The following is a 20,055-nucleotide window of genomic DNA, read 5'->3' on the forward strand; positions in this document are numbered from 1 at the left end:
TGGGACTCAGGTTATGCGCTTACGCCACATCGAAGTCTTTCAGGCGATTGTTCAGGCCGGCACCATCAGCGGCGCAGCACGGCTACTCAACGTTTCACAGCCTAATGTCAGCCGGGTGTTGAATCATGCCGAGCAGCAACTGGGGTTTGCCCTGTTCGAACGCCGTTCACAGGGATTAGTCCCCACGGTGGAAGGCCAGCGGCTGATGCCGGAGATAGCACAGCTTTACAGCCAGTTGCAGGCAATTTCCCGCCTGACCGAGAACATTCGCAAAGGCCAGTGTGAAACCATGCGGCTGGGTGCGGCGCACGCCTTCGGCCAGATGATTGTTGCTCCGGCGATGGTGGAGTTTCAGCAGCAGGTGCCTCTCATGAACATCGAGCTGGTAACCGAACACTTCAGCACCCTGTGCCAGAACATTCAGCAGCACCAGCTCGACCTGGCGCTGGTGTTTGGCCAGCAGGTGCCGCCGGATTTACTGGCCGAGCCGCTGTGCCAGTCACGCATGGTGGCGATTCTGCCGAAAGACAGCCCGCAGCAAGGGCCGGTATCGCTGGAATGGTTGTGCCACAACAACCTGCTGATGATGCAGCAGCAGGACCCGCTGGGCCAGGTGGTACACCGCGCGCTGCATGATCGCCGCCTTAAACCGGCGGCGTCGCTGTACATCAAAACCTATTCGGTGATCGCCGATATGGTACTGGCAGGCGGAGGCACCGGCATTGTTGACCTGTTCACCGCTCGCCGTTATGCCGACCAGCTCAAAATCGTGCCCATCAGCCAGCCGTTGCCGTTCGAGGTGATGCTGATAAGCCGCCGCGATATCCCGCAATCCCGCGAAATTCTGCAACTCAAGCAGGTGCTGAAAAGCAAGTGCCGTGAACTTGCCAGCCAGTGCCAGCCGCTGCTGGACGCCGCCTAACCGCCGCGTCGGGCGTGCGGCCACGGCGTAGTCTGGCCGCACGCCTTGAGTTGTCAGCCCGTTAGCGCTGTCGCTTTTGGTAACGCCCCCTTATAATTACTCCATCACTTCTTAAACAGGTATGCACCGATGATTCGTAGCATGACCGCTTACGCCCGGCGAGAAATCAAGGGTGACTGGGGCAGCGCCGCCTGGGAGCTGCGCTCCGTAAACCAGCGTTATCTGGAAACCTACATCCGTTTACCCGAACAGTTTCGCAGCCTGGAGCCGGTAATCCGCGAACGCATCCGTAACCGCCTGACCCGCGGCAAAATCGAATGCGGCCTGCGTTTTGAGCTGGACCCGCGCGCACAGGGGCAACTGATCCTCAACGAGTCACTGGCCAAACAGCTGGTGGCGGCGGCGAACTGGGTGAAACTGCAAAGCGACGAAGGCGAGGTAAACCCGCTCGACATCCTGCGCTGGCCGGGGGTGATGTCGGCACAGGAGCAGGATCTGGATGCCATCAGCGCAGAGCTGATGAAGGCGCTGGAAGCCGCACTAGACGACTTCATCCTCGCGCGCGAAAGCGAAGGCAACGCGCTCAAAGCGCTGATTGAACAGCGGCTGGTAGGCGTCAGCGCCGAAGTCGCCAAAGTCCGCGCCCACATGCCGAACATTCTGCAATGGCAGCGAGAAAAACTGCAAAGCAAGCTGGAAGAAGCACAGGTACAACTCGACGGCAACCGGCTGGAACAGGAACTGGTGCTAATGGCGCAACGCATCGACGTGGCCGAAGAACTTGACCGGCTGGAAGCCCACGTGCGGGAAACCTACAAAATCCTCAATAAGCAGGAAGCCGTTGGCCGACGCCTGGACTTTATGATGCAGGAATTCAACCGCGAATCGAACACGCTGGGTTCCAAATCCATCAACGCCGACGTCACCGCCTCCGCCATCGAACTGAAAGTGCTGATTGAACAGATGCGCGAGCAGATTCAGAATATTGAGTAACACCTCACAACGCATCACCCACCATCAAAAAACCCATAAGCCCGCCGCATAGCGGGCTTTTTGGTTATCACGGGCTATCATCAGGAAGCAACAAAGACATGATTAGGGTGTACCTGTAGAAAAAACGCATTAACAAGAATCCAGTACCCACGAGGCATAGAGCCACCGACTCAATAAACAGACTCGCAACGCCCTGCTTTCAGGGCGTTTTTATTGGCACGCCAGGCATGGTGCGCAGCACACTAATAAAAAACCGGGCCGAAGCCCGGTTAACAACAACATAAGAATAAACACAGGGAGGGAGTGACTCGTGATAATTGAGGATGGGATAGAGGGGTACGGGTCCCAACCTCAGCTCACATTATTTATACAGAACCGCGTTGCCGTGCAGAGTATCGTCACCCTGAACAGACGTGATCTGGAAGGATTTGGCACCAGCAGCATCGGCTTTAGCGGCCAGTTTCGCTTGCAGGCTGTCGAGCGTGTTGGCGCTGGCAGAGACACTGCCGATTTCCTGACCCTGCGGGTACTGGATTTCCGTTGCAGCAAAAGCGCCGACAGACAGAGTGCTCAGTGCGATGGCAGTAAATACAGTTTTCATGTTCATGATAGTTTCCTTTTTTGCATGTTCTTCGTTGGGTACCAATAAATGACAAGTCAATTATCACTATGGTAACCACCACCAACTTAACAAAAAGTGCGATACATATCACATTTCTATGACATGAATATAAAAACACAACTTATTCAGTAAATTACTTCCACCAGGTATAGTTTAAGCCCTGCGGAATAATTAGCTGAATAAGCATGATGGAAACCAGGACTCACAGCATACGGCCTCGCCGAAATGGTAACAGTGTTAATAATTTCTAATAAGCATTACTTTTACTACTGATTAACTATCCCGAAAAATCCAGAACACGCCGGGGCTATGGCCCCTGAATTATTCAGGGTATAAAAGGAAATAATATGTCAACTAATGAACATCAATTTCCCTTAAATAAACGCAAGTAATCACGCTGGAAAAGTAAGCAGCAAAAACGTTAACATATATCCCCATCAGGTAAGTTTCTGCGCAAAAAACATGACGTTCATGACGTTGATGACAGGGGGAAAAATGTTAGAAATATTCGATGTAGATTTTAGCGTAATGTCAAATAACAAGCTGGATGAGGTATTTACACTACGCAAAGAAACATTTAAGGATCGTCTTGACTGGAACGTCAACTGTATTAACGGAATGGAATTTGACGAGTACGATAATGAACACACCACTTATCTTTTAGGTGTTAAAGAAGGGAAAATTATTTGTAGTGTCAGATTTATAGAAATAAAATATCCGAATATGATTACCGGTACATTTTTTTCTTATTTCGACAATCTCAAAATCCCCGAAGGAAATTATATTGAATCTAGCCGTTTCTTTGTTGATCGTGACCGGGTAAGAAATTTGATTGGCACCCGTAACCCAGCGTGTCTGGCATTGTTCCTTTCCATGATCAATTACGCCAGAAAATATCGTTACGACGGAATTCTTACCATTGTCAGCCACCCTATGTTGACGTTGTTAAAACGATCAGGCTGGCGTATCTCCATAATCCAACAAGGGCTATCGGAAAAACAGGAGAGAATTTATCTGCTGCACCTGCCAACTGATGATGAAAGCAGGCACGCACTGATTGAACGCATAACACAAATGACAAAGGCCGAATCTGACCAGCTCAAGACTTTGCCTTTGCTGATTCCACTGGCTTGATCAGGTTCATTTCGACACCAAGTCGGATAGCATGTTTGGCATTCAGCACACCCAGTTTTTTTACAACATTGCCGATATGAAATTTTACTGTACTGGTGGTAATGCCAAGAATCAATGCAATTTCCTGATACGTTTTTCCCATGCTCGCCCAGTAGAGAATCTCATTTTCTCGCTGTGAGAAAAGATCGGCTTCTTGCGACTTATTATTATTTCTGTTTCGGCTCATCTCCCGATAAAGGGAGGTGAGCTTTTCATGGGCCGAGATCAGCAACATTTGCAGCTTATCTTTATTATTTTGAACAATCTCTTCCAACTCGCTACTACGATATTCCTCAACCATGAAAGACAGCGTCGCCAAATTGTTACCCGGATCATGCAGCACGAATGTATAACCATTAACAATGTCGTATTCTTTGGACAAATTGAATATTCTGGAAAATTTCAATTTAGAACTGATAACCAGATCATCATCCCAGGAAAAAGGGGAAATCTTATTAATCGCTGCCAGGATAACTGGATCAATATGTTGATAATTATTACTTCTGTAAATTTCAACCCATTCTGGTGGATAATTAGAAATAATTACGACATCTGTCGGCTTCCTCTTGTTCATGATCAAATAAGCATACTTGAAGTCGCCATAGTGTTTTAACTTTCGATTAAGATAACTCTGTATTGTGCTATTGATGAAGTCAACGTTAGAGAATGATATAGACATTCAACTCTCCCAAAGTCGCGTGTGACAGCCCAGGCTGACCGTAACGGCATGAAAGTATAGTATCAACCTATACCTTAGTCTAACTATCTTTCCCGATGCAAACTCCTTAACATTTGCAGCAAATAACATTAAGCACAAAAATAAAAACCTCTGATCCATTTTAAAGATCAGAAAGCCAAATTGGCGAACACCAGGGAAATATCAGTTAGTTTATTAATATATATCCAAAATAATTCAAATTGCAGTTAGTCGACAACCGAGTGAATCTCCAACAGCTGGCGTTGAGCCAGTACCGGGGGTAAGTGCAGGCGAACAACTTATCTGCAATCTGGAGTATGGCGGACTTATAACATTGTATTTTATAAGCTTGTATTGTTGGCTCTTCCTCCCTCCTGCTCTCCTCGGATCGCAGGTGAGAGGGAGGTCATTTTTTTCCTTCCCGTGATTGTTCCACGTCTGCGCCCATCAATGCCACCCACAGCAACCACCAGGCAAAAACCACGATAATACAGCTATTAGAATAAATTATGCGTTCTTTGCCGCTGATCTAACAGCACTTGTCCTGCCGCATCAACGGACCGCAATGTCAAACAAACCGCCCGAATAAAACGCTGTTCATACTCCTGTAAAAAATACACATAAGGGGGAAGCGTAACACTTCACCAAAATGGCTGTACGACCTGCAACCAGACATAAAAAAAAACATCTGCTGTCGGTAGTCTGTTATAAACGGCATTGACGGGATAAAAGCCATGAAATTCAGCCATATCGGATACATCGCCAAGGATAGTGGCACCACTATCGCCGCGATGGCGACCTTTTTCCCTCATATCACGGTACATTGCAAGACCGTCACCGCTCAGCCGATTTACGTCACCTTCAGGAGCACCACCTATCACGATATGCAGATAGAACGGGTGGAGCCAATGCCGGAAGCGGGATGCGGGACAAAGAACGCAAGGATTGCCTGCCGTACCCTATCTGCTTTGAAGCAGGTTATCTCCAAAAGAAATACCAACTGTTACGCGCTGAAGGCTGGCTGGCGCTTATGCGCCCGTTTTATGCCTATCCGCACGGGCCGCAGGCCAGTCATCAGTACAAACCGGAGGCGGACATTATGGAGAGCGTGTCCGGCAGCATCAGTCTGATCGCACAAGGAGCAACTACGTGAATGATTACGCCCTTTTCATCGCACCCCTAAAACGTCTGATTGAAGACACCTTACCTGAGGGGCGCCATATTGGCGGACAAATCGATATCGCCCCGGAGAAAGCGCGCCTCACCGCGCACTATTCACTATCGCCAATGCTGAATACACTGGGTGTGCCAGCCGATTACCAGCCAACCTGCTGGCTGGAGCATCAAGGCATTGCCCTACGGACATTGCCCTTGACTCTGCGGTGCGAAGTCTATGAATCATTAGGCTACATCGATCCTAATCTGCTGTTCGCCGCCCCCGGCCCCGGTATGGCGGCGCTGGTGGTGGATAACATGGGCAACCAGGAACAGCGCGATGCGTTCTTCTCGCAGTTTAGCCGCGAGCTGACCTGGAGTGCTTTTGCCATGACCGAGCCGGAAGTGGGCAGCGATGCACAGAAAATAAAGACCAGCGCCACCAAAGTGGATGGCGGCTGGTTGATCAACGGCGAGAAATATCTGATAGGCAATGGCGTCATTGCCGACACAGGGGTCGTGTTTGCCCGCACCGCCGCCGGCCCGCTCGGCATCAATGTCTTCATCTTTTCACCACGTCATCAGGATGGCGTATTCGCCGAGCGAATCCCTATCAGCGGCGTACCGGGCTGTAACGTATCGCATTTAACCTTTCGGGATCTGTTCGTGCCGGACAGTGCGCTACTTGGGCAACATCTGAAACCAACCGAGCGCTTTGCCCGTTCCGCCATGGTGACCTTCGATTCACTGCGCCCTTGTGTCGGTGCGATTGCACTTGGCATCGCTCGTTCCGCGCTCAATCTCGCCTTACAGCAACGTTGGAGCACGCCACGCGCCGCCTGGCTACTAAAAGCCAGACGGCAGTTGCAGGCAGCCATGGCGCAAGTTCGCACGATCTGTGAGCGTTTTGAACAAGGGGAAACCTGCGGACGCGAAGCCGGGCTGGTCAAAATCACCGCCACCAGGGTGGCTGAGCAGGCCGTAATGACTGTCATTCATCATGCGCCCCCCGCCGCACTGGGCGAATATCCTCGCCTGGCGAAAGCCTGGCGCGACGTGAAAGCCTTTGAATACACCGAAGGCACCACCTTTATCCATCTGATTAACCATGGTTATCGGTGTGAGTAACCAGGCTGACCCGGTTTTAGCCCTGCCAACCGCCCGCTAGCGCAGGAAACGGGTAGCCTGACGGTAGCAACGCGTACTACTCGCGTTCCGCACTCTGTTACAGCAAAGCTTGTTGTATGCCGCACCAGGTTTATCCATCACCGTTTTGGGGTTCAAGGCGCAAGGGCTGATACTGACTGAGAGTGATCTGCCCTGTACCTTGCCAGAGCGCTCAGGTGCCTTACATCACCTACAGTCGGCGTTGAACAAAACCGGCACCCCCATTGTTCAGATTGACTTGATCGCCCCGCATAACGTTAACCACTCTTCATCGTATCGTTTGGCGCGGTTAATGAATTTTCTACGGGAAAAATTTCTTTGGAAAATATCCCGTGCCCGGTCACGGCGTTAGCATCGCTCCATTCATCAGTTTTCACCCGTTACAGCAGCAACAACAGTTGCCCAAAGGCGATACCGCATTGCTGGTCAGTGTCGCGCAGAGGCAATACTCATCGCTACTGATTGAAATTCGAACAAAGTGCAATACACAGTTGCAATATCGGGCAATACACAACGGTGATTCCCGATAAGGTACGTAGTTATCGCGCTAATGGTATGCTTTGCGATTCAACTAACAGGACAGATCAATGAAGACTCTTACGTTGAGTAATGTATTAAAAAAATTGGATGCTCTGGCGTTTGAATGCATGGACGGCACCACACATATTCACCTGATGAACCGTTTGCGATGCTACACCGCCAAGGGAGGCGTTTGTGCCCACGTATCTTGACCCAAGGTCGATACTGCATCGCAGCTTTACGTCGTCCGCCAGTATGCCGCGGCAAGCGATAAGCCCTGCGCAGGAATACTACTGGCACAGCTACGCCTCTCGCTTCTTTGCCAGAAACGGGCTTGACTGGCATGAAAGGCTGGTCAACCTGCAATGCAGTAGTCAGACGAGTGACCTTACATCGTTCATCAACATGATCGGCCAGTTGCTGCCCGTTTATCAGGCCGGAAATGATCTGTCGCATATTGATAGCGTACTGATGGCGCACTGGACGCCGGACCTGCACCTTGGCAGTTCGGTGATCAACTACGTGATTGAGACGCTCAGGCTACCGGCCTGCCTGGCGTTGACTATTCGTGATCGCGGACCGGACGCCGCCTTGTTCGCACTCTCCAGCATTGCTAATTGCCAGCAGGAAGACAACCACGATTCGTTATTGTTGATTGCCGACCAAAGCAGCCTGCCGTATCAATCCTCGCTGCTTGAGTCCATCGCCCCCGAAAACAACGCCTGTCTGTTTTCCGTCTGCTGTCATGAGCGGTCGCTACGCTATCAGGGGTTCTGCCGTCGCCCTCACACTGCCGCCAATATGTTAATGCAATCTGTAACCGAATTATGCCAGCGCTTTGCCCTGCGACAAGACCGCTTACACATAGTGGCAGAACCGCTGTTGCTAACATCGCTGCCGTCATCAATCGCCGGTATCACCACCAATCCACATCTGGTATGCGCTGCACCCTTTGTGGCGCTGGCAGAGAATTATCAGTCAGGCTGCGATTATCTGCTGTTGGTTCATTATCAGGACATGCTCAGCGCTGTCGCACTGCAGGGGCTGGAATAGTCCGTTGCTGTTGGTGCCAGCGGCGCGACCTGCCACGTAATCCGGCAAATCTCACGTTATGTTGTCCTCCAGGCTGGATGCCTGGATGTGGCAGTTGCCACCAGCTATGCAGGCGCATCGGTCTGACCACATTATTTAGCCGTATTTATCAGAGCTATTCTCAATTTCAGACAACAATCGATAATTCCGCTGTGCATAATAGCAATCAGGGAAAGCTTTCGTCGGCTTGCTGACGTAAGAGACAAGGATGTAACTCCCCCGCACCGCCCGAAGCCATGGACGAATATTCGGGTGGGTATCGGCCAGACAAGGATTGCTGGCCGCGGGTTTTCCCTCCTGACATGGGATGTCAGGCTTGCATAGCAAGGATAGCAACGGAAAAAGGAGAGAGGAATGAAAGCGTTGCATTTGTTCCGTGCCGGTACAGCTACCATTGATGGTGGCCTGTTTGCCAGCAAGTCGGCACAGTGTGGATGTGCCCTCCTTTACGACAACTGGATGTCAGCCGTGGCCTGAGTGTAACTTTGGTTTGCAGTAATGGATATCGCGTGGAGACCAGCGCCAGACAGGATGTTCTGGATGAGCTGGTCATCCTCCCTCAGGGACAACGCTTGTTTTAGCTTCTCCGCCTGTCGCTCCTATCTCTACATATCATCCAGCACCAGCAGGCGCCAGCTATCCGGGCAGGCCGATTCAACAGGAAGCAGGCAATAACTCAGCGCGACGGATGGCTCCCCTGGCATCCACTCCTCACCGAGGCAACAATCGATAACCTCTCCGGAATCCGCCACCTGGATTGCGCCCTGGCTGTCTGTCAGGCAGCTAAATGACGACAGTGATTTGTGTAACCCTAATCCCAACGCTTTGATATACGCTTCTTTGCGGCTCCACAAACGGATGAATGCCGGCAGAAATAGTGCATCATCAAGCGAGTCCAGCCAGCGAATTTCTTCATGGTGAAAGAAACGTCTGGCCACCGACCGCTTACGGTCTACCTGTCCCTGGCAACTTTCCACATCCACGCCCACCGGGTTATGACGCGCAAAAACAAACGCGAAGGCACCATGAGTGTGAGAAAGATTGAACTGAATTGCCGGATGTTGTGGCAAAAACGGTTTGCCATGTGGGTTACGGGAAAAACTCAGTGTACTGGCATCCTGCTGGCACAGTGGTGCCAGCAGGATACGCAACATACCTTGCGCCAACTGACGCGGCGTCAATGGTGCATCCAACGCGAGACCACAGGCTTGATGAGCCTGCGCGACTATCATCGGGTGTGCCCGTTGCGCACGCGGCACCACAATGCAGTGGGGGTACCGCCATGTTCTCGCGGTCAGGTCATCCCAACGGCAGGAAGATATTAACGACACAGCCTTCTGCATCCTTACGATTCTCCAGCGTCAGGTGTCCATCATGCCCTTCGACGATTTGCCGACACAGGATCAGGCCAATGCCGCTACCATGGGTTTTAGTGGTATAAAACGGCACGAACAGGTTTTCGATATTCGCCACCCCTTTACCCTGATCAATAATCTCAATATGTAGTTGTTGGGCGATCACTTTCCAGCGCAGTACGATCTCACCGGGTTCTGCCCCCATCGCTTCATCGGCGTTTTTCAGCAGGTTGATAAACATCTGCTGCATTTGATTCGCATCGACCATCACCAGTTGTGGTGACTCACCCAAAAAGACCAGTTTACGCTGAGGAAACAGCATCGCCATTTGCATCATCAGCCCAGCAATATCGCATGGCTGTTTATTGGCTGGCGGCAGACGATTCAATTGGCGGTAACTGCCCACAAAGGTGATCAGTTCACGGGCACGATTGTTGATGATCTCCATGCCGTTGGCCAGGTCTGGCGCGGACGGGTGTTGATTATCCTTACGGAACACCTGCAACAACGTCTGACTGATGGACGCAATCGGCGTCAACGAATTGTTGATTTCATGGCTGATCACCCGCAGCAGGTTCTGCCAGGTTTTCTGCTCTTCATTACGCAGCAGTTTGCTCACGTCACTGATAAAGAGCAGATGATTTTGCCGACCATCCTCAATAAAAGAATCGTGACGAATCTGGAACATGCCTCGCGTACTGGGGAAACGCCAGTCAACCGGCTCAGCACCAGACGATTGCTGCAGTAGCCCCTCCAGTCCAAACTCTGCCGCCGGCTGCCCCACCACCAACGACAACGGTTTGTTGACCAGGGCTGCCGCCGCTTCGTTGCACCAAATGACACGACGCTCAGCGTCCAGCGCAAACACGCTGATGCTGATATTGGAGATCACCTTGTGCAGCACATAGTAGGTTTCTTTTTGTTGCTGACGGCTACGCGCCATCGCGCTGGAAAGCTGGTTAATCTGTCGGATAAGGTTATCAAACGCGCTTTTACCCTTGGTTACGCCGCGCAGGCTGAAATTTTCCTGCTCCAGCGCTTCCAGTAAGTTCGACACAACGTGGCTCTTGGCATTAAGGCGCTCGGAAAACGTAAAACTGCTGTAGATCAGACACAGGAAAATAATGAATACCGTCAGTATCTTCAGATATACCGACTGATCGGGAAACAGCCATAGCAGGAAATACCCCAGCAACCCCGCAACCGCTGCAACATTGAATGACAACAGGTGAGGAGGTTCAAAGGAGAAGTCGAGTTTACTCATGGTTAATTTTGTATTTTTCCAGTCGTCGGTAAAACGCACTACGGCTCAGACCCAGCGAATGGGCCGCCTTGATGGCGTTCCCCTCAAATTTCACCATACGCTGACACAGCAGACGTTCTTCAATATCGGCCAGCGTCGCATCACAATCCAGTTCCGGCTCGGTTTTCACCGTTTTTTGCGGCGCAGTTGCGCCTGGCAATGACGGAAAAATATCGTCACTGTCCAACCGTGAGGATCGGCAAAGCAGTACCGCTCGTTCCAGTAAATGGCTCAGTTCGCGGATATTTCCCGGCCAATGGTAGCCATATAGCGCGGCCTGCCCGGATGGACTGAGTCCCGGTGCCGACTTGTTGTATTTTCTGGCATACCGATCAATGAAATTCAGCGCCAGCGGCATGATATCCTGCTGCCGCTCGGCCAGTGACGGCACGCGTAATTCAATGGTGTTAAGACGATAATAGAGATCCTGACGAAATGTTCCTTCGGCTACTCTGACGGCTAATTCGGCATTGGTGGCGGCAATAATGCGGCAGTTGGTTTTCAAGGTGCGAGACGACCCCACCCGCTCAAAGCACCGTTCCTCCAGAATACGCAACAACTTACTTTGCTGACTCAGCGGCAAGTTGCCGATCTCGTCCAGAAACAGCGTCCCTTTGTCTGCCAGTTCGAAACGTCCAACCCGGCTTTCGCGGGCATCGGTAAACGCGCCTTTCACATGACCGAACATCTCGCTTTCAAACAGGTTTTCGTTGATGCATCCCATGTTCACCGACACCATGTTCTCGTCACGGCGTGAAGAAAGCTGATGAATAACCCTGGCAAGCAGACTTTTACCGGTACCATTCTCACCCAAAATCAGGATGTTGGTTTCGGTAGCGGCCACCTGTTCCACCACCCGCATCAACTGTTTCATCGGCACGGATTCCACGACCCACTCGCCGTTAAAATTGTCTTCCAGCTCCAGCTTTAACAGCTTGTTTTCTTCTTTCAACCGCTTGCCGGAACGTTGGCTCAGGCTAAAGGAGATTTGCTGGCGAATCACATTCAGCAACCGCTCGTTGTCCCAGGGCTTCTGGATAAAATCCACCGCACCCGCACGCATGGTGCTTACCGCAATATCAACGCTTCCCCAGCCAGTCATCGCCACGACCGGCAGGTACTCGTCGTATCGCTTAATCTCTTCAAGCAATAACAGGCCCTCCTGGCCAGACGTGGTATCACGCTGATAGTTCATATCCATCAGAATCAAATCAAAATCATGCTGAGATAACTGAACGGGCACTTGCTCAACTGTGGAACAGAGTGTGACCTGATAACCTTCCATGGAAAGTAGCATCTGCAAGCTGGCTAGAATATGTGCGTCATCATCAACAATGAGAATATGTTGCTTATCCGCCATATAGATCCTTATCACGCGGGTTCATACTGAAATTCACACTGACGGGCTACGCCGCAGGAAGATTCCCGCCGCATTCGTCCCTGACAGCATCATCGCTCCATCGTAACGATTAACGGTTCTGTTAACTGCTAACGGTTCTGTTGCGGGAAACCGGAGCGCTGCCCGGTATCCTGCCACGAGCACACACGCTGGCACTATTCCGACAACAGCACAAATCATACCAATGTACATCCTGAACGCTGTTCATACCCCAAACACGGCGTTGACGGCAGTCATCCATCACCGATCCACGCAGGCCTTTCAGCATAGCCCACATCGCGCCTTCCCGCTCTTTATGTAGGGTAACGCATCAGACTTGCCATTTACGAGACGAGAAATCCCATATTTGGCATTACCTCGCCTCATTAATGGGACGGATTACGGGTGGGTGTAAGCATTTCCTTTAAAAACAACCAGTCACAACATGGCACACAATTTGCGTTAAGCAACTCGTACACTGGACTGCGGGACAATAATTAACCACTGACTTCACCGCTGTTAAAGAAACATTTCTGGATTAAGCCGGACCAGACTCGGGGAATCAATTTTTTGGGGACGACACCATGAGCTTACAGAACGCCTTCGCCCATACGTTGGATAATGATATGTTCAACAATAATCTGATTCAGGATATGTACCGCCGTCACCCTAACTTGCGAAAAACGCTCGCAGCCAATAATAAAGCAACCAGTCTGGCGGAAATCATTGATTACATTATCGACAATATCGGCAACAACATTACGCTGGAAGATCTTGAAGCCGTCAGCGGTAAATCAAAATTCGATATCTGCCGTCTTTTCAATCAGGTTTATAACATTACGCCAATGCGCTGGATTTGGCGTGTACGCCTGACGCTGGCAAAAGAAATTATTCATATTTCGCCCAACTGGTCGCTCACCGATATTTGCTACGCCTGCGGTTTTTCCTCCCTGCCGCATTTTTCTCGTTGTTTCACCAAGACCTACAACATTCCACCGCTGAAATACCGCAAAGCGGTTTCACTGGCACGGGAAAACGAACTGCCCCGTACTATACAAAACATGAGCTTCGATATTATTTTCGGCAAACAACGCCACCTGTTCTCTCGTCATGTGCTGCTGGACAATATCCAGAATCTCTGCAACTAAAATGCTTATGGTGGGCCTGATTTATCAGCGCCCACCGCCCTACTGCTGCTCAATTACTATACTGCTTATTTGCTATCATATTCGCGTTGCCGCCATCGGCATCGGACTAAACCGCGACAAATACGATGCATTAAACCTGTCGCAGCATGGATGACATGGATGAATGGCGCTCCCTGATTTTCAGTTCCCGCCTATCCCTGTCCGCGTCAGCTAAAAACGACACAATACGCTGTTACACGCGAGAGCTGGCCATCGTTCCCATCCTTGTTCTGTATTCAGACCACCGTCAAACTGCTCGCCTTGCCATAGATGCTATAGAGCATCATGGAAAAGTAGGACAAGCTGTGGGTATTGCCCAGCAAAAAACCATGCCCACCCATCATCTTTTCCGCTTCGTTGTTAAGCTGGGTTATCTGGTAGTGATCATCTTCCAGTCCGGCAACGTCGCCTTCTCGCAAACGTTGATACTGTTGCTCCAGCAGTAGCGACGCCTTACCGGCTACATCAGCAAAGCTGGCTTTGATCAATTGATGACGGGTGGTTTTGGTGCCAAAACTGTAGCGGCCAGACAGATGCTGCCAGCTCATGGTTTGCATACGAGCCAGCAACCCCAGACGAGCGACGCACACCAGTATCGGAAAACTGGCCGGCAGCGTCGGAACATCCGTACAGCGCACCACATCCAGACCAAGGTGATTCAGCACCCGGTCAAACAGGCGCAGAGACTGACTGGCCTCCAGCAGACTGCTGATGTCCTGAATCTGATACCCAATCGGGTGAGCGTATGATTTCTCTCCCGACGCTGGCTGCAATAAAACCATCAGCGCATCGGACAGTGGTTGATCACGAAAGACTTCCCAAACTCGCTTGATAAGTTCAACTGACATGCCGAACCTCCTGCAATCCATTGGCATTCAGCCAGCTCATGTGGCTACACCGCTTATAATCCCAAAGCATCATAGACAGACACATAGCGTGAAGCTTTGCCCCAGCAGCACCGTTTTATGGCTTGCAATCAAGCTCAATCGGTCTGTAACTACTTTGCCAACAAACAAATTTTGTTTTTGTCCGCAGTTGCCGACACCCGGTTTGCAGCACGTTTCTCATCTCGAAAAGGGGATGTCACCGGGGAAATAGCCAAAACATTGGCTCAAAACGGGAGCACAAGGCATAAAACGCGCGGGATGTTTTCCGTGCGTTTTATGCCGAGTCTCCCTGTTCTTAGGCTGTCATATCACCGTTGGCATGGATAACACTGATAAGCTCAGCAATCCCCGACTCCTTCAACATACTGTAGTGATCTGCCTTCAGCGCCAGCACCGTCGGCGGCAGTGCGGAAAACCCTCTGTGATTCTCAATGAATGAGTAATCATCGCCCTGCGCCTGGATGATAGTGACGGGTGCATTCAGTTGCCGCTGCTCTAGCTCTCTGAAGGTGTAGGTGAACTCGAAAGTTTGCGCCACAATCCGGATGATCCGCCTGACTACGCCATCATCTAATGCCGGATTAAGTCCGGTGATAAACGCCACAAAACTTTCCTCATCGCGTACCGTTTCCAGACAGCGTTCCAATGCCGGGTCGGTGATACTGCCGATGAATACCGAGAACAGAATGGTCAGATAGCCTGGGTTATCAAACCCTGCCGTACGGCTCATGCCAGCCACCCGTTCATCACGCAATTTCGGCGAACCGGGAGCCAGCAGAAACAGATTATCCACCACCTCGCCCACCTGCTCCAGTTGCCAGGCAGCTTCAAACGCGACGCGCGCGCCAAAGGAGTAACCCCACAACGTATAAGGCCCGTGAGGCTGATGCTGGCGAATCAGCTCAATATCCCTGGCAGCCATCTCACTGATGGTGGCATACGGCGCCTCACCGGGGTTGATGCCATGAGCCTGAATGCCAAAAAATGGTCGAACCGAACCCATCCGACGCGCCAGTAACCGCAGGTTCATGCAGTATCCCCCCAGCCCCGGCCAGCAATAGACAGGCATCTGGCGTCCTTTAGGCTGTAACCGAACCAACCGGGATACCGGCTCCTGACGCGTGCGACTCAGCCATGTCGCCAGTTTTTCAACGGTAGGCGCCTGAAACAGCACCTGCAACGGCAGGCTGGCGTTCAACGTGGCATTCAGCTCATGGATAAGACTGACAGCGATCAGCGAGTTTCCTCCTGACTCGAAGAAATTGTCATCCACCGATATAGTCTCGCGCTTTAATTTCGCCTGCCAGACCGCCATGATTTGGTGTTCCAGCGGGTTACGGGGGGCAATTATCGTTTTGTGTCTCAGTTCAACATTGATATTCGCCAGCGCTTTCATGTCGATTTTGCCGTTCACCGTCAGCGGCATTTCATCCAGAATCAGCAACTTGTTCGGCATCATGTAATCCGGCACAAAGGCTGCCAGATCATCACGAACCATCTCCGCCGGCCCTTTCATGTGCACCATGTCTTCCTTCATGCCTTCACTGTATTTCTGTTCATCACTGATGCGTCCGCCGATGAAGAAGTAATACGGTCCGGTGCGATGACCGAGTATTTGCCAGAAACGGCGAGCAGCAGGCAGATCGTTACCGGTTTCCGAGCTATAACCGGAAGACATCAACCCGATGTTCATACCGTTCATCTGCAAACGCTGGAGTGTTCGCCCCACATGCACGTATCCCGGCCAACCTTCGGTCCGGCTGACGAGACTGATGCCAAACGACGAGCGCTCATATACTGCCTGATTGATGGCGATAACATGCTTTTTCTTAATGATGTCATCGGCGATACGCTGCAAGTCGCCACGAACATAGCGGTAGGTCCCCACCGGCAAATCGGCGATCTCTGTGCCGGTGGTCTGCACATAAATATCCAGATCGTCTTTTGCCAGCAAACACGTTCCGCACTGCACATCGCACGCCCCCAGATAATCATCGTCCGGGTTAATAGCCAACGGCGCCGGGTTCAGCGCAGCCATATCGCACAGCACGACGCCCAAACCGTAATCCGGCAGTATCTTGTCCAACAGACCAATGATGTGCCCCATTTCGATTTGCAGCACTTCCCGGATATTGTTTTTGTAGATAGGCTCAATAGCGCTTTTCTTGCCGACAAAGTGCAACCGCAGGCTACCTGGCGGCACCGATGCCTGTTCGCTGACCCGAATCAACTGGTGCTGAACCGGCTGATAGTAGTAATACCCGGCGGACACCCCGGCCACGCCGTTCAATTCCAGAAATACCTGGGTGGCGTACAACGCACCCGGTGACGCATAGGCATATTTGGGCAACAACCGCTCCGCACTGGTGAACTGCCCAAGATAACGCAGACAGTGCCCCAGTTCGTCCAGCGTCAAAGCACCCCGTCGGCGAGGGACCGCCGCCGGCAGCGGTTCTTGCAACAGCGATAAAATATCGTCACGTCGAACGACGCCACCGTCGTAAAACCGATAGGTTTTACGGGAGAACGCCGTGCGGCGCTGTTTTTCGTCGGGTTGTTTGCCGGGCAGATCAAGGGTATAGGGATGACTATCTATCGGAAATTCCCGACACCCCTGGTTCGCCAGTTGCAGCATCACCTGCGCTTTATTGGCTTTGGACTGATGATGTACGCCATGACGCCCCTGATCCATCAGCACCGCTTCGCGGACGTTTAGTTCAATAAACGCAATCAGGTTCTGATAGCCGGTAAAAGGATCGTTTCTGACGATCACCGCCGCCGCTTTCACCCAATCATGGGTTTCGATTGCCGAACGAATCTCATCCAGTTCGACACGATAACCGCGCAGTTTGATCTGATTGTCAGCCCGACCGGCATACTGGACCGTACCATCGTCATTCCAACTGGCGAGATCGCCGGTTTTGTACAAACGCCCCCCGGAGCCGGTCGGCGCAAACGGATCGGCAATAAAACATTCGGCGGTCAGATCCTCGCGGTTCAGGTAACCCCGTGCCACCCCATCACCGCCGATGTACAGTTCCCCGGTTTGCCCAACCGCCACTGGCGTGCAGCAGTTATCCAGAATGTAATAACGAGTATTCGCTATTGGTGTGCCGATGGGCAACGTATCCGGTCCCTGCCTGACTGCGGTTGGCTCCACACGGAACGCGGAACTGTTGATGGTACATTCGGTCGGGCCGTACAAATTGACGAGTTCGCAATCAGGCAGTGTTTCCAGACACTCCAGCGCCAGATGCTTTTGCAATGCCTCGCCGCCGCTGAAAATCTGCCGCAGTGCCGGACAGTCAGCCAGACGCTCAGTATCCAGCAATGCCTGTAACAACGTCGGCACACACTGCAATGTAGTCACCTTATACTCCGCCAGCATATCCACCAGGTGCTCCGGATTTCGGTATACGCCCGGCTCACCCATCACCACCTGGCAGCCGCAGGCTGGCGACAGGATTTCCCACTGCGCCGCATCAAAGCTCATCGGTGTTTTCTGCAAAATCACCGTCTCTTTATCCAACGCAAAAGTCTGTGCCAGCCAGTTCATCTGATTCAGCACGCTATGGTGTTCGATCATGACACCTTTCGGTTTGCCGGTACTGCCAGAGGTGTAAATCACATAGGCCAAATGATGCGATGAGATATCTATCGCTGGCGCATCGGGCAACGCATGGGCGTGCTGGCGCATAAACGCATCGACATCATCCGGCGTCACAACCTGTATGCCTTGCGGCGACAGCGCCAGCAGTTGTTCACGCAAATGAAGCTGAGTAACAACGATACGAGTCTGGCTGTTCTCCAGCATATAAGCCAGCCGGTCTTCCGGGTACTCCGGCGACAATGGCAGATAAGCATTGCCGGACAGCAGAATCCCCCACACGCCGGTCATCAATGCCAGCGATGGCTCGACAAACAGTCCCACACAGCTCTCGCTATTCACATTCTGCGCATTCAGGTAGTGCGCCAGCGCGCCTGCCTGCCGGTAGAGCTGCTGGTAACTCAGCTGTTGATCACGAAATATTACCGCGGTCTGCTCCGGCTGATGTTGCGCCCGGTGTTTCAACTGGGTGACGATGTTCGTCTCACCACGCCACACACAGTCAGTCTGGTTAAAAGAATGCAACACGCGTTGACACTCGGCATCATCAATCAAACGGATATCAGCCACTGTTTCTGCGCCGTTTTTCGCGGCGAATGCAATTATCTGGCGCCATACCACAGGCAGTTGCTCTACCTGCACCGCGTTAAAACGCGCCGGGTTAAACCGCAGCGTCAGCATAAATGCCTCTTCGTTGCTGGCAACATGGCATACCAGCGCCTGAACCGGCTGATTATCCACTGGTGGTTGCCATGTCAGCTCCAGGTCAAAAAGATCATGAAGTGTCTGTTGCTTTTCCAGTGTCAGTACCCTGGCTCCTATATTATTTTCCTGTTGAATAGCGTCCGGCGTCATCCAGTTCATCATATTCTGAATAAAACTGACAATTGACGTAGCACTATTAATATTAATATTTAATGGAATGATATTTTCATGAATGCGGCTGTCATATTTCCAACAAACTATTTCTTGCGGATGCAAATGAAAACCGACAACCATTTCCTCATTCTGGCTAATACGCGCCACCGCCAGACTCAGAGTGGAAAAGAGATAACGAGCCAGAGAGACATCGTCATGTTCAGGAAATAATCCTTTACTCAATACCCATACCGGACTATTGAATACGTCATTTGAGATGTTATCCATTACAATCCTTATTTACGAATCAATAAAAACACGATTGAAAGATTTTATTTCCGGGCAACTACATGCCGTACATAAGATTTGGCCTCAGATGTCAGTCTTAAGGCCAAATGTATTTTCTGGACAACTCTAGCGATTAAGAAAAATCGGGTAGACTCAGTAATAAGACATCGGGGAAGAAGACTTTCTTAATAAAGCGTGGGCAGCCCCGACTACCTCGCTAAATGTATCAACTATTACCTGCGGCTCTGCCGCTTTGAGCTGATCACTATTGTGAACGCCCCAGGTAACCGCAATGGCAACCATTCCAGCCTGTTTAGCCATCAGCAAATCATGTGTGGTGTCTCCCACCATCGCAGTGGTGGCCGCCTCGGCCCCCAGGCGAGACATCGCCAGCAACCCCATTTCAGGGTGTGGTTTAGGATGCGTCACCATGTCTGCGCCCACCACCAGATCAAAGAACGGCCATAACCCTGCCGCTTCCAGCAACGCCCTGGCACTGACGAATACCTTGCTGGTGGCGACCGCCAGCGTATACCCTTGCCTTTTAAGCAAGGTCAGCCCGTCCACAACGCCGGGAAAAACCAGACCGGGCGCCTGCGGCAGCACCTGCTCACGAAAAACAGCCTGATACTGCCTGACAGCTTCGGTTACCCGTTTATCCTCAACCGGCAGCGACAAAATCTGACCAAATGCGTTCTCCAGCGGCAAACCAATGGTGGCGCGGATAGCATGGCTATCCTCACATGGCATTCCCAGATCACGCAATGCCGTGATAAATGCACTGACAATCCCGCTCGGCGTATCCACCAACGTGCCGTCCAAATCAAAAATGATAAGTGGTTTCATGAGACA

General features: G+C 51.5%; 17 protein-coding genes. 8 read left to right on the forward strand and 9 right to left on the reverse strand.

Annotation, left to right across the window (positions count from 1 at the left end):
- Positions 1–13: 13 nt before the first annotated feature.
- Together Dpoa569_RS18905 and Dpoa569_RS18910 are read left to right on the forward strand one after the other, a co-directional pair.
- Positions 14–922, forward strand: a complete 909-nt coding sequence (locus Dpoa569_RS18905) for a LysR family transcriptional regulator (protein ID WP_042873518.1) — start codon at positions 14–16, stop codon at positions 920–922.
- 129 nt (positions 923–1,051) lie between these two features.
- Positions 1,052–1,915: a YicC/YloC family endoribonuclease gene (locus Dpoa569_RS18910; protein WP_146411654.1), complete on the forward strand. Its 864-nt coding sequence runs from the start codon at positions 1,052–1,054 to the stop codon at positions 1,913–1,915.
- A gap of 361 nt (positions 1,916–2,276) precedes the next feature.
- Here the strand turns inward: Dpoa569_RS18910 and bhsA are convergent, their stop codons facing one another.
- Positions 2,277–2,522 (reverse strand): multiple stress resistance protein BhsA, encoded by a 246-nt coding sequence (gene bhsA / locus Dpoa569_RS18915; RefSeq protein ID WP_042873519.1) that lies wholly within the window; start codon positions 2,520–2,522, stop codon positions 2,277–2,279.
- Between the two features lie 510 nt (positions 2,523–3,032).
- Between bhsA and Dpoa569_RS18920 the strand changes: the two genes are divergently transcribed.
- Entirely contained in the window at positions 3,033–3,671 is a 639-nt protein-coding gene (locus tag Dpoa569_RS18920) for an acyl-homoserine-lactone synthase (RefSeq protein WP_042874125.1), read from the forward strand.
- Here Dpoa569_RS18920 and Dpoa569_RS18925 read toward each other — a convergent pair.
- Together Dpoa569_RS18925 and Dpoa569_RS19690 are read right to left on the reverse strand one after the other, a co-directional pair.
- Positions 3,637–4,389 (reverse strand): helix-turn-helix transcriptional regulator, encoded by a 753-nt coding sequence (locus Dpoa569_RS18925; protein WP_042873520.1) that lies wholly within the window; start codon positions 4,387–4,389, stop codon positions 3,637–3,639. The two genes, Dpoa569_RS18920 and Dpoa569_RS18925, sit on opposite strands and share 35 nt — an antisense overlap.
- A gap of 659 nt (positions 4,390–5,048) precedes the next feature.
- Positions 5,049–5,231 carry a hypothetical protein gene (locus Dpoa569_RS19690; RefSeq protein ID WP_227983096.1) on the reverse strand — a complete coding sequence of 61 codons (183 nt, stop codon included), beginning with the start codon at positions 5,229–5,231 and terminating at the stop codon, positions 5,049–5,051.
- A gap of 98 nt (positions 5,232–5,329) precedes the next feature.
- Between Dpoa569_RS19690 and Dpoa569_RS19695 the strand changes: the two genes are divergently transcribed.
- The 4 genes from Dpoa569_RS19695 (at position 5,330) to Dpoa569_RS19745 (ending at position 8,817) form a co-directional block, all read left to right on the forward strand.
- Complete coding sequence (locus tag Dpoa569_RS19695; protein ID WP_227983098.1) at positions 5,330–5,560, forward strand: hypothetical protein; 231 nt, start codon at positions 5,330–5,332, stop codon at positions 5,558–5,560.
- The gene (locus Dpoa569_RS18935) at positions 5,557–6,690 is read left to right on the forward strand and encodes an acyl-CoA dehydrogenase family protein (protein ID WP_042873522.1); all 1,134 of its coding nucleotides are present in this window, start codon (positions 5,557–5,559) and stop codon (positions 6,688–6,690) included. The genes Dpoa569_RS19695 and Dpoa569_RS18935 overlap by 4 nt, the downstream gene beginning before the upstream one ends.
- A gap of 753 nt (positions 6,691–7,443) precedes the next feature.
- Positions 7,444–8,301, forward strand: a complete 858-nt coding sequence (locus tag Dpoa569_RS18940; RefSeq protein WP_042873524.1) for a hypothetical protein — start codon at positions 7,444–7,446, stop codon at positions 8,299–8,301.
- Between the two features lie 393 nt (positions 8,302–8,694).
- Complete coding sequence (locus Dpoa569_RS19745) at positions 8,695–8,817, forward strand: hypothetical protein (RefSeq protein ID WP_256376379.1); 123 nt, start codon at positions 8,695–8,697, stop codon at positions 8,815–8,817.
- 128 nt (positions 8,818–8,945) lie between these two features.
- Here the strand turns inward: Dpoa569_RS19745 and Dpoa569_RS18945 are convergent, their stop codons facing one another.
- Genes Dpoa569_RS18945 through vfmH form a run of 3 tightly spaced genes read right to left on the reverse strand, consistent with a single transcriptional unit; the run spans position 8,946 to position 12,358 of the window.
- Entirely contained in the window at positions 8,946–9,671 is a 726-nt protein-coding gene (locus Dpoa569_RS18945) for a 4'-phosphopantetheinyl transferase family protein (protein WP_227983100.1), read from the reverse strand.
- Positions 9,640–10,959, reverse strand: a complete 1,320-nt coding sequence (locus Dpoa569_RS18950; protein WP_042873530.1) for a sensor histidine kinase — start codon at positions 10,957–10,959, stop codon at positions 9,640–9,642. The genes Dpoa569_RS18945 and Dpoa569_RS18950 overlap by 32 nt, the downstream gene beginning before the upstream one ends.
- Entirely contained in the window at positions 10,952–12,358 is a 1,407-nt protein-coding gene (gene vfmH / locus Dpoa569_RS18955; RefSeq protein ID WP_042873532.1) for a two-component system response regulator VfmH, read from the reverse strand. The genes Dpoa569_RS18950 and vfmH overlap by 8 nt, the downstream gene beginning before the upstream one ends.
- Positions 12,359–12,960: 602 nt before the next feature.
- Here vfmH and vfmE point away from each other — a divergent pair.
- Entirely contained in the window at positions 12,961–13,524 is a 564-nt protein-coding gene (gene vfmE / locus Dpoa569_RS18960) for an AraC family transcriptional regulator VfmE (RefSeq protein ID WP_042873534.1), read from the forward strand.
- A gap of 275 nt (positions 13,525–13,799) precedes the next feature.
- On the opposite strand, the gene Dpoa569_RS18965 is transcribed toward vfmE, so the two are convergent.
- The 3 genes from Dpoa569_RS18965 to Dpoa569_RS18980 form a co-directional block, all read right to left on the reverse strand.
- Positions 13,800–14,411 carry a hypothetical protein gene (locus Dpoa569_RS18965; protein ID WP_042873537.1) on the reverse strand — a complete coding sequence of 204 codons (612 nt, stop codon included), beginning with the start codon at positions 14,409–14,411 and terminating at the stop codon, positions 13,800–13,802.
- A 334-nt stretch (positions 14,412–14,745) separates the two neighbouring features.
- Positions 14,746–19,203, reverse strand: a complete 4,458-nt coding sequence (locus Dpoa569_RS18975) for an amino acid adenylation domain-containing protein (RefSeq protein WP_146411656.1) — start codon at positions 19,201–19,203, stop codon at positions 14,746–14,748.
- A 153-nt stretch (positions 19,204–19,356) separates the two neighbouring features.
- Positions 19,357–20,049, reverse strand: coding sequence for an HAD family hydrolase (locus Dpoa569_RS18980; protein ID WP_042873539.1), 693 nt, complete (start codon positions 20,047–20,049; stop codon positions 19,357–19,359).
- Positions 20,050–20,055: the final 6 nt, after the last annotated feature.

This window comes from Dickeya poaceiphila (assembly GCF_007858975.2).
GTDB lineage: Bacteria > Pseudomonadota > Gammaproteobacteria > Enterobacterales > Enterobacteriaceae > Dickeya > Dickeya poaceiphila.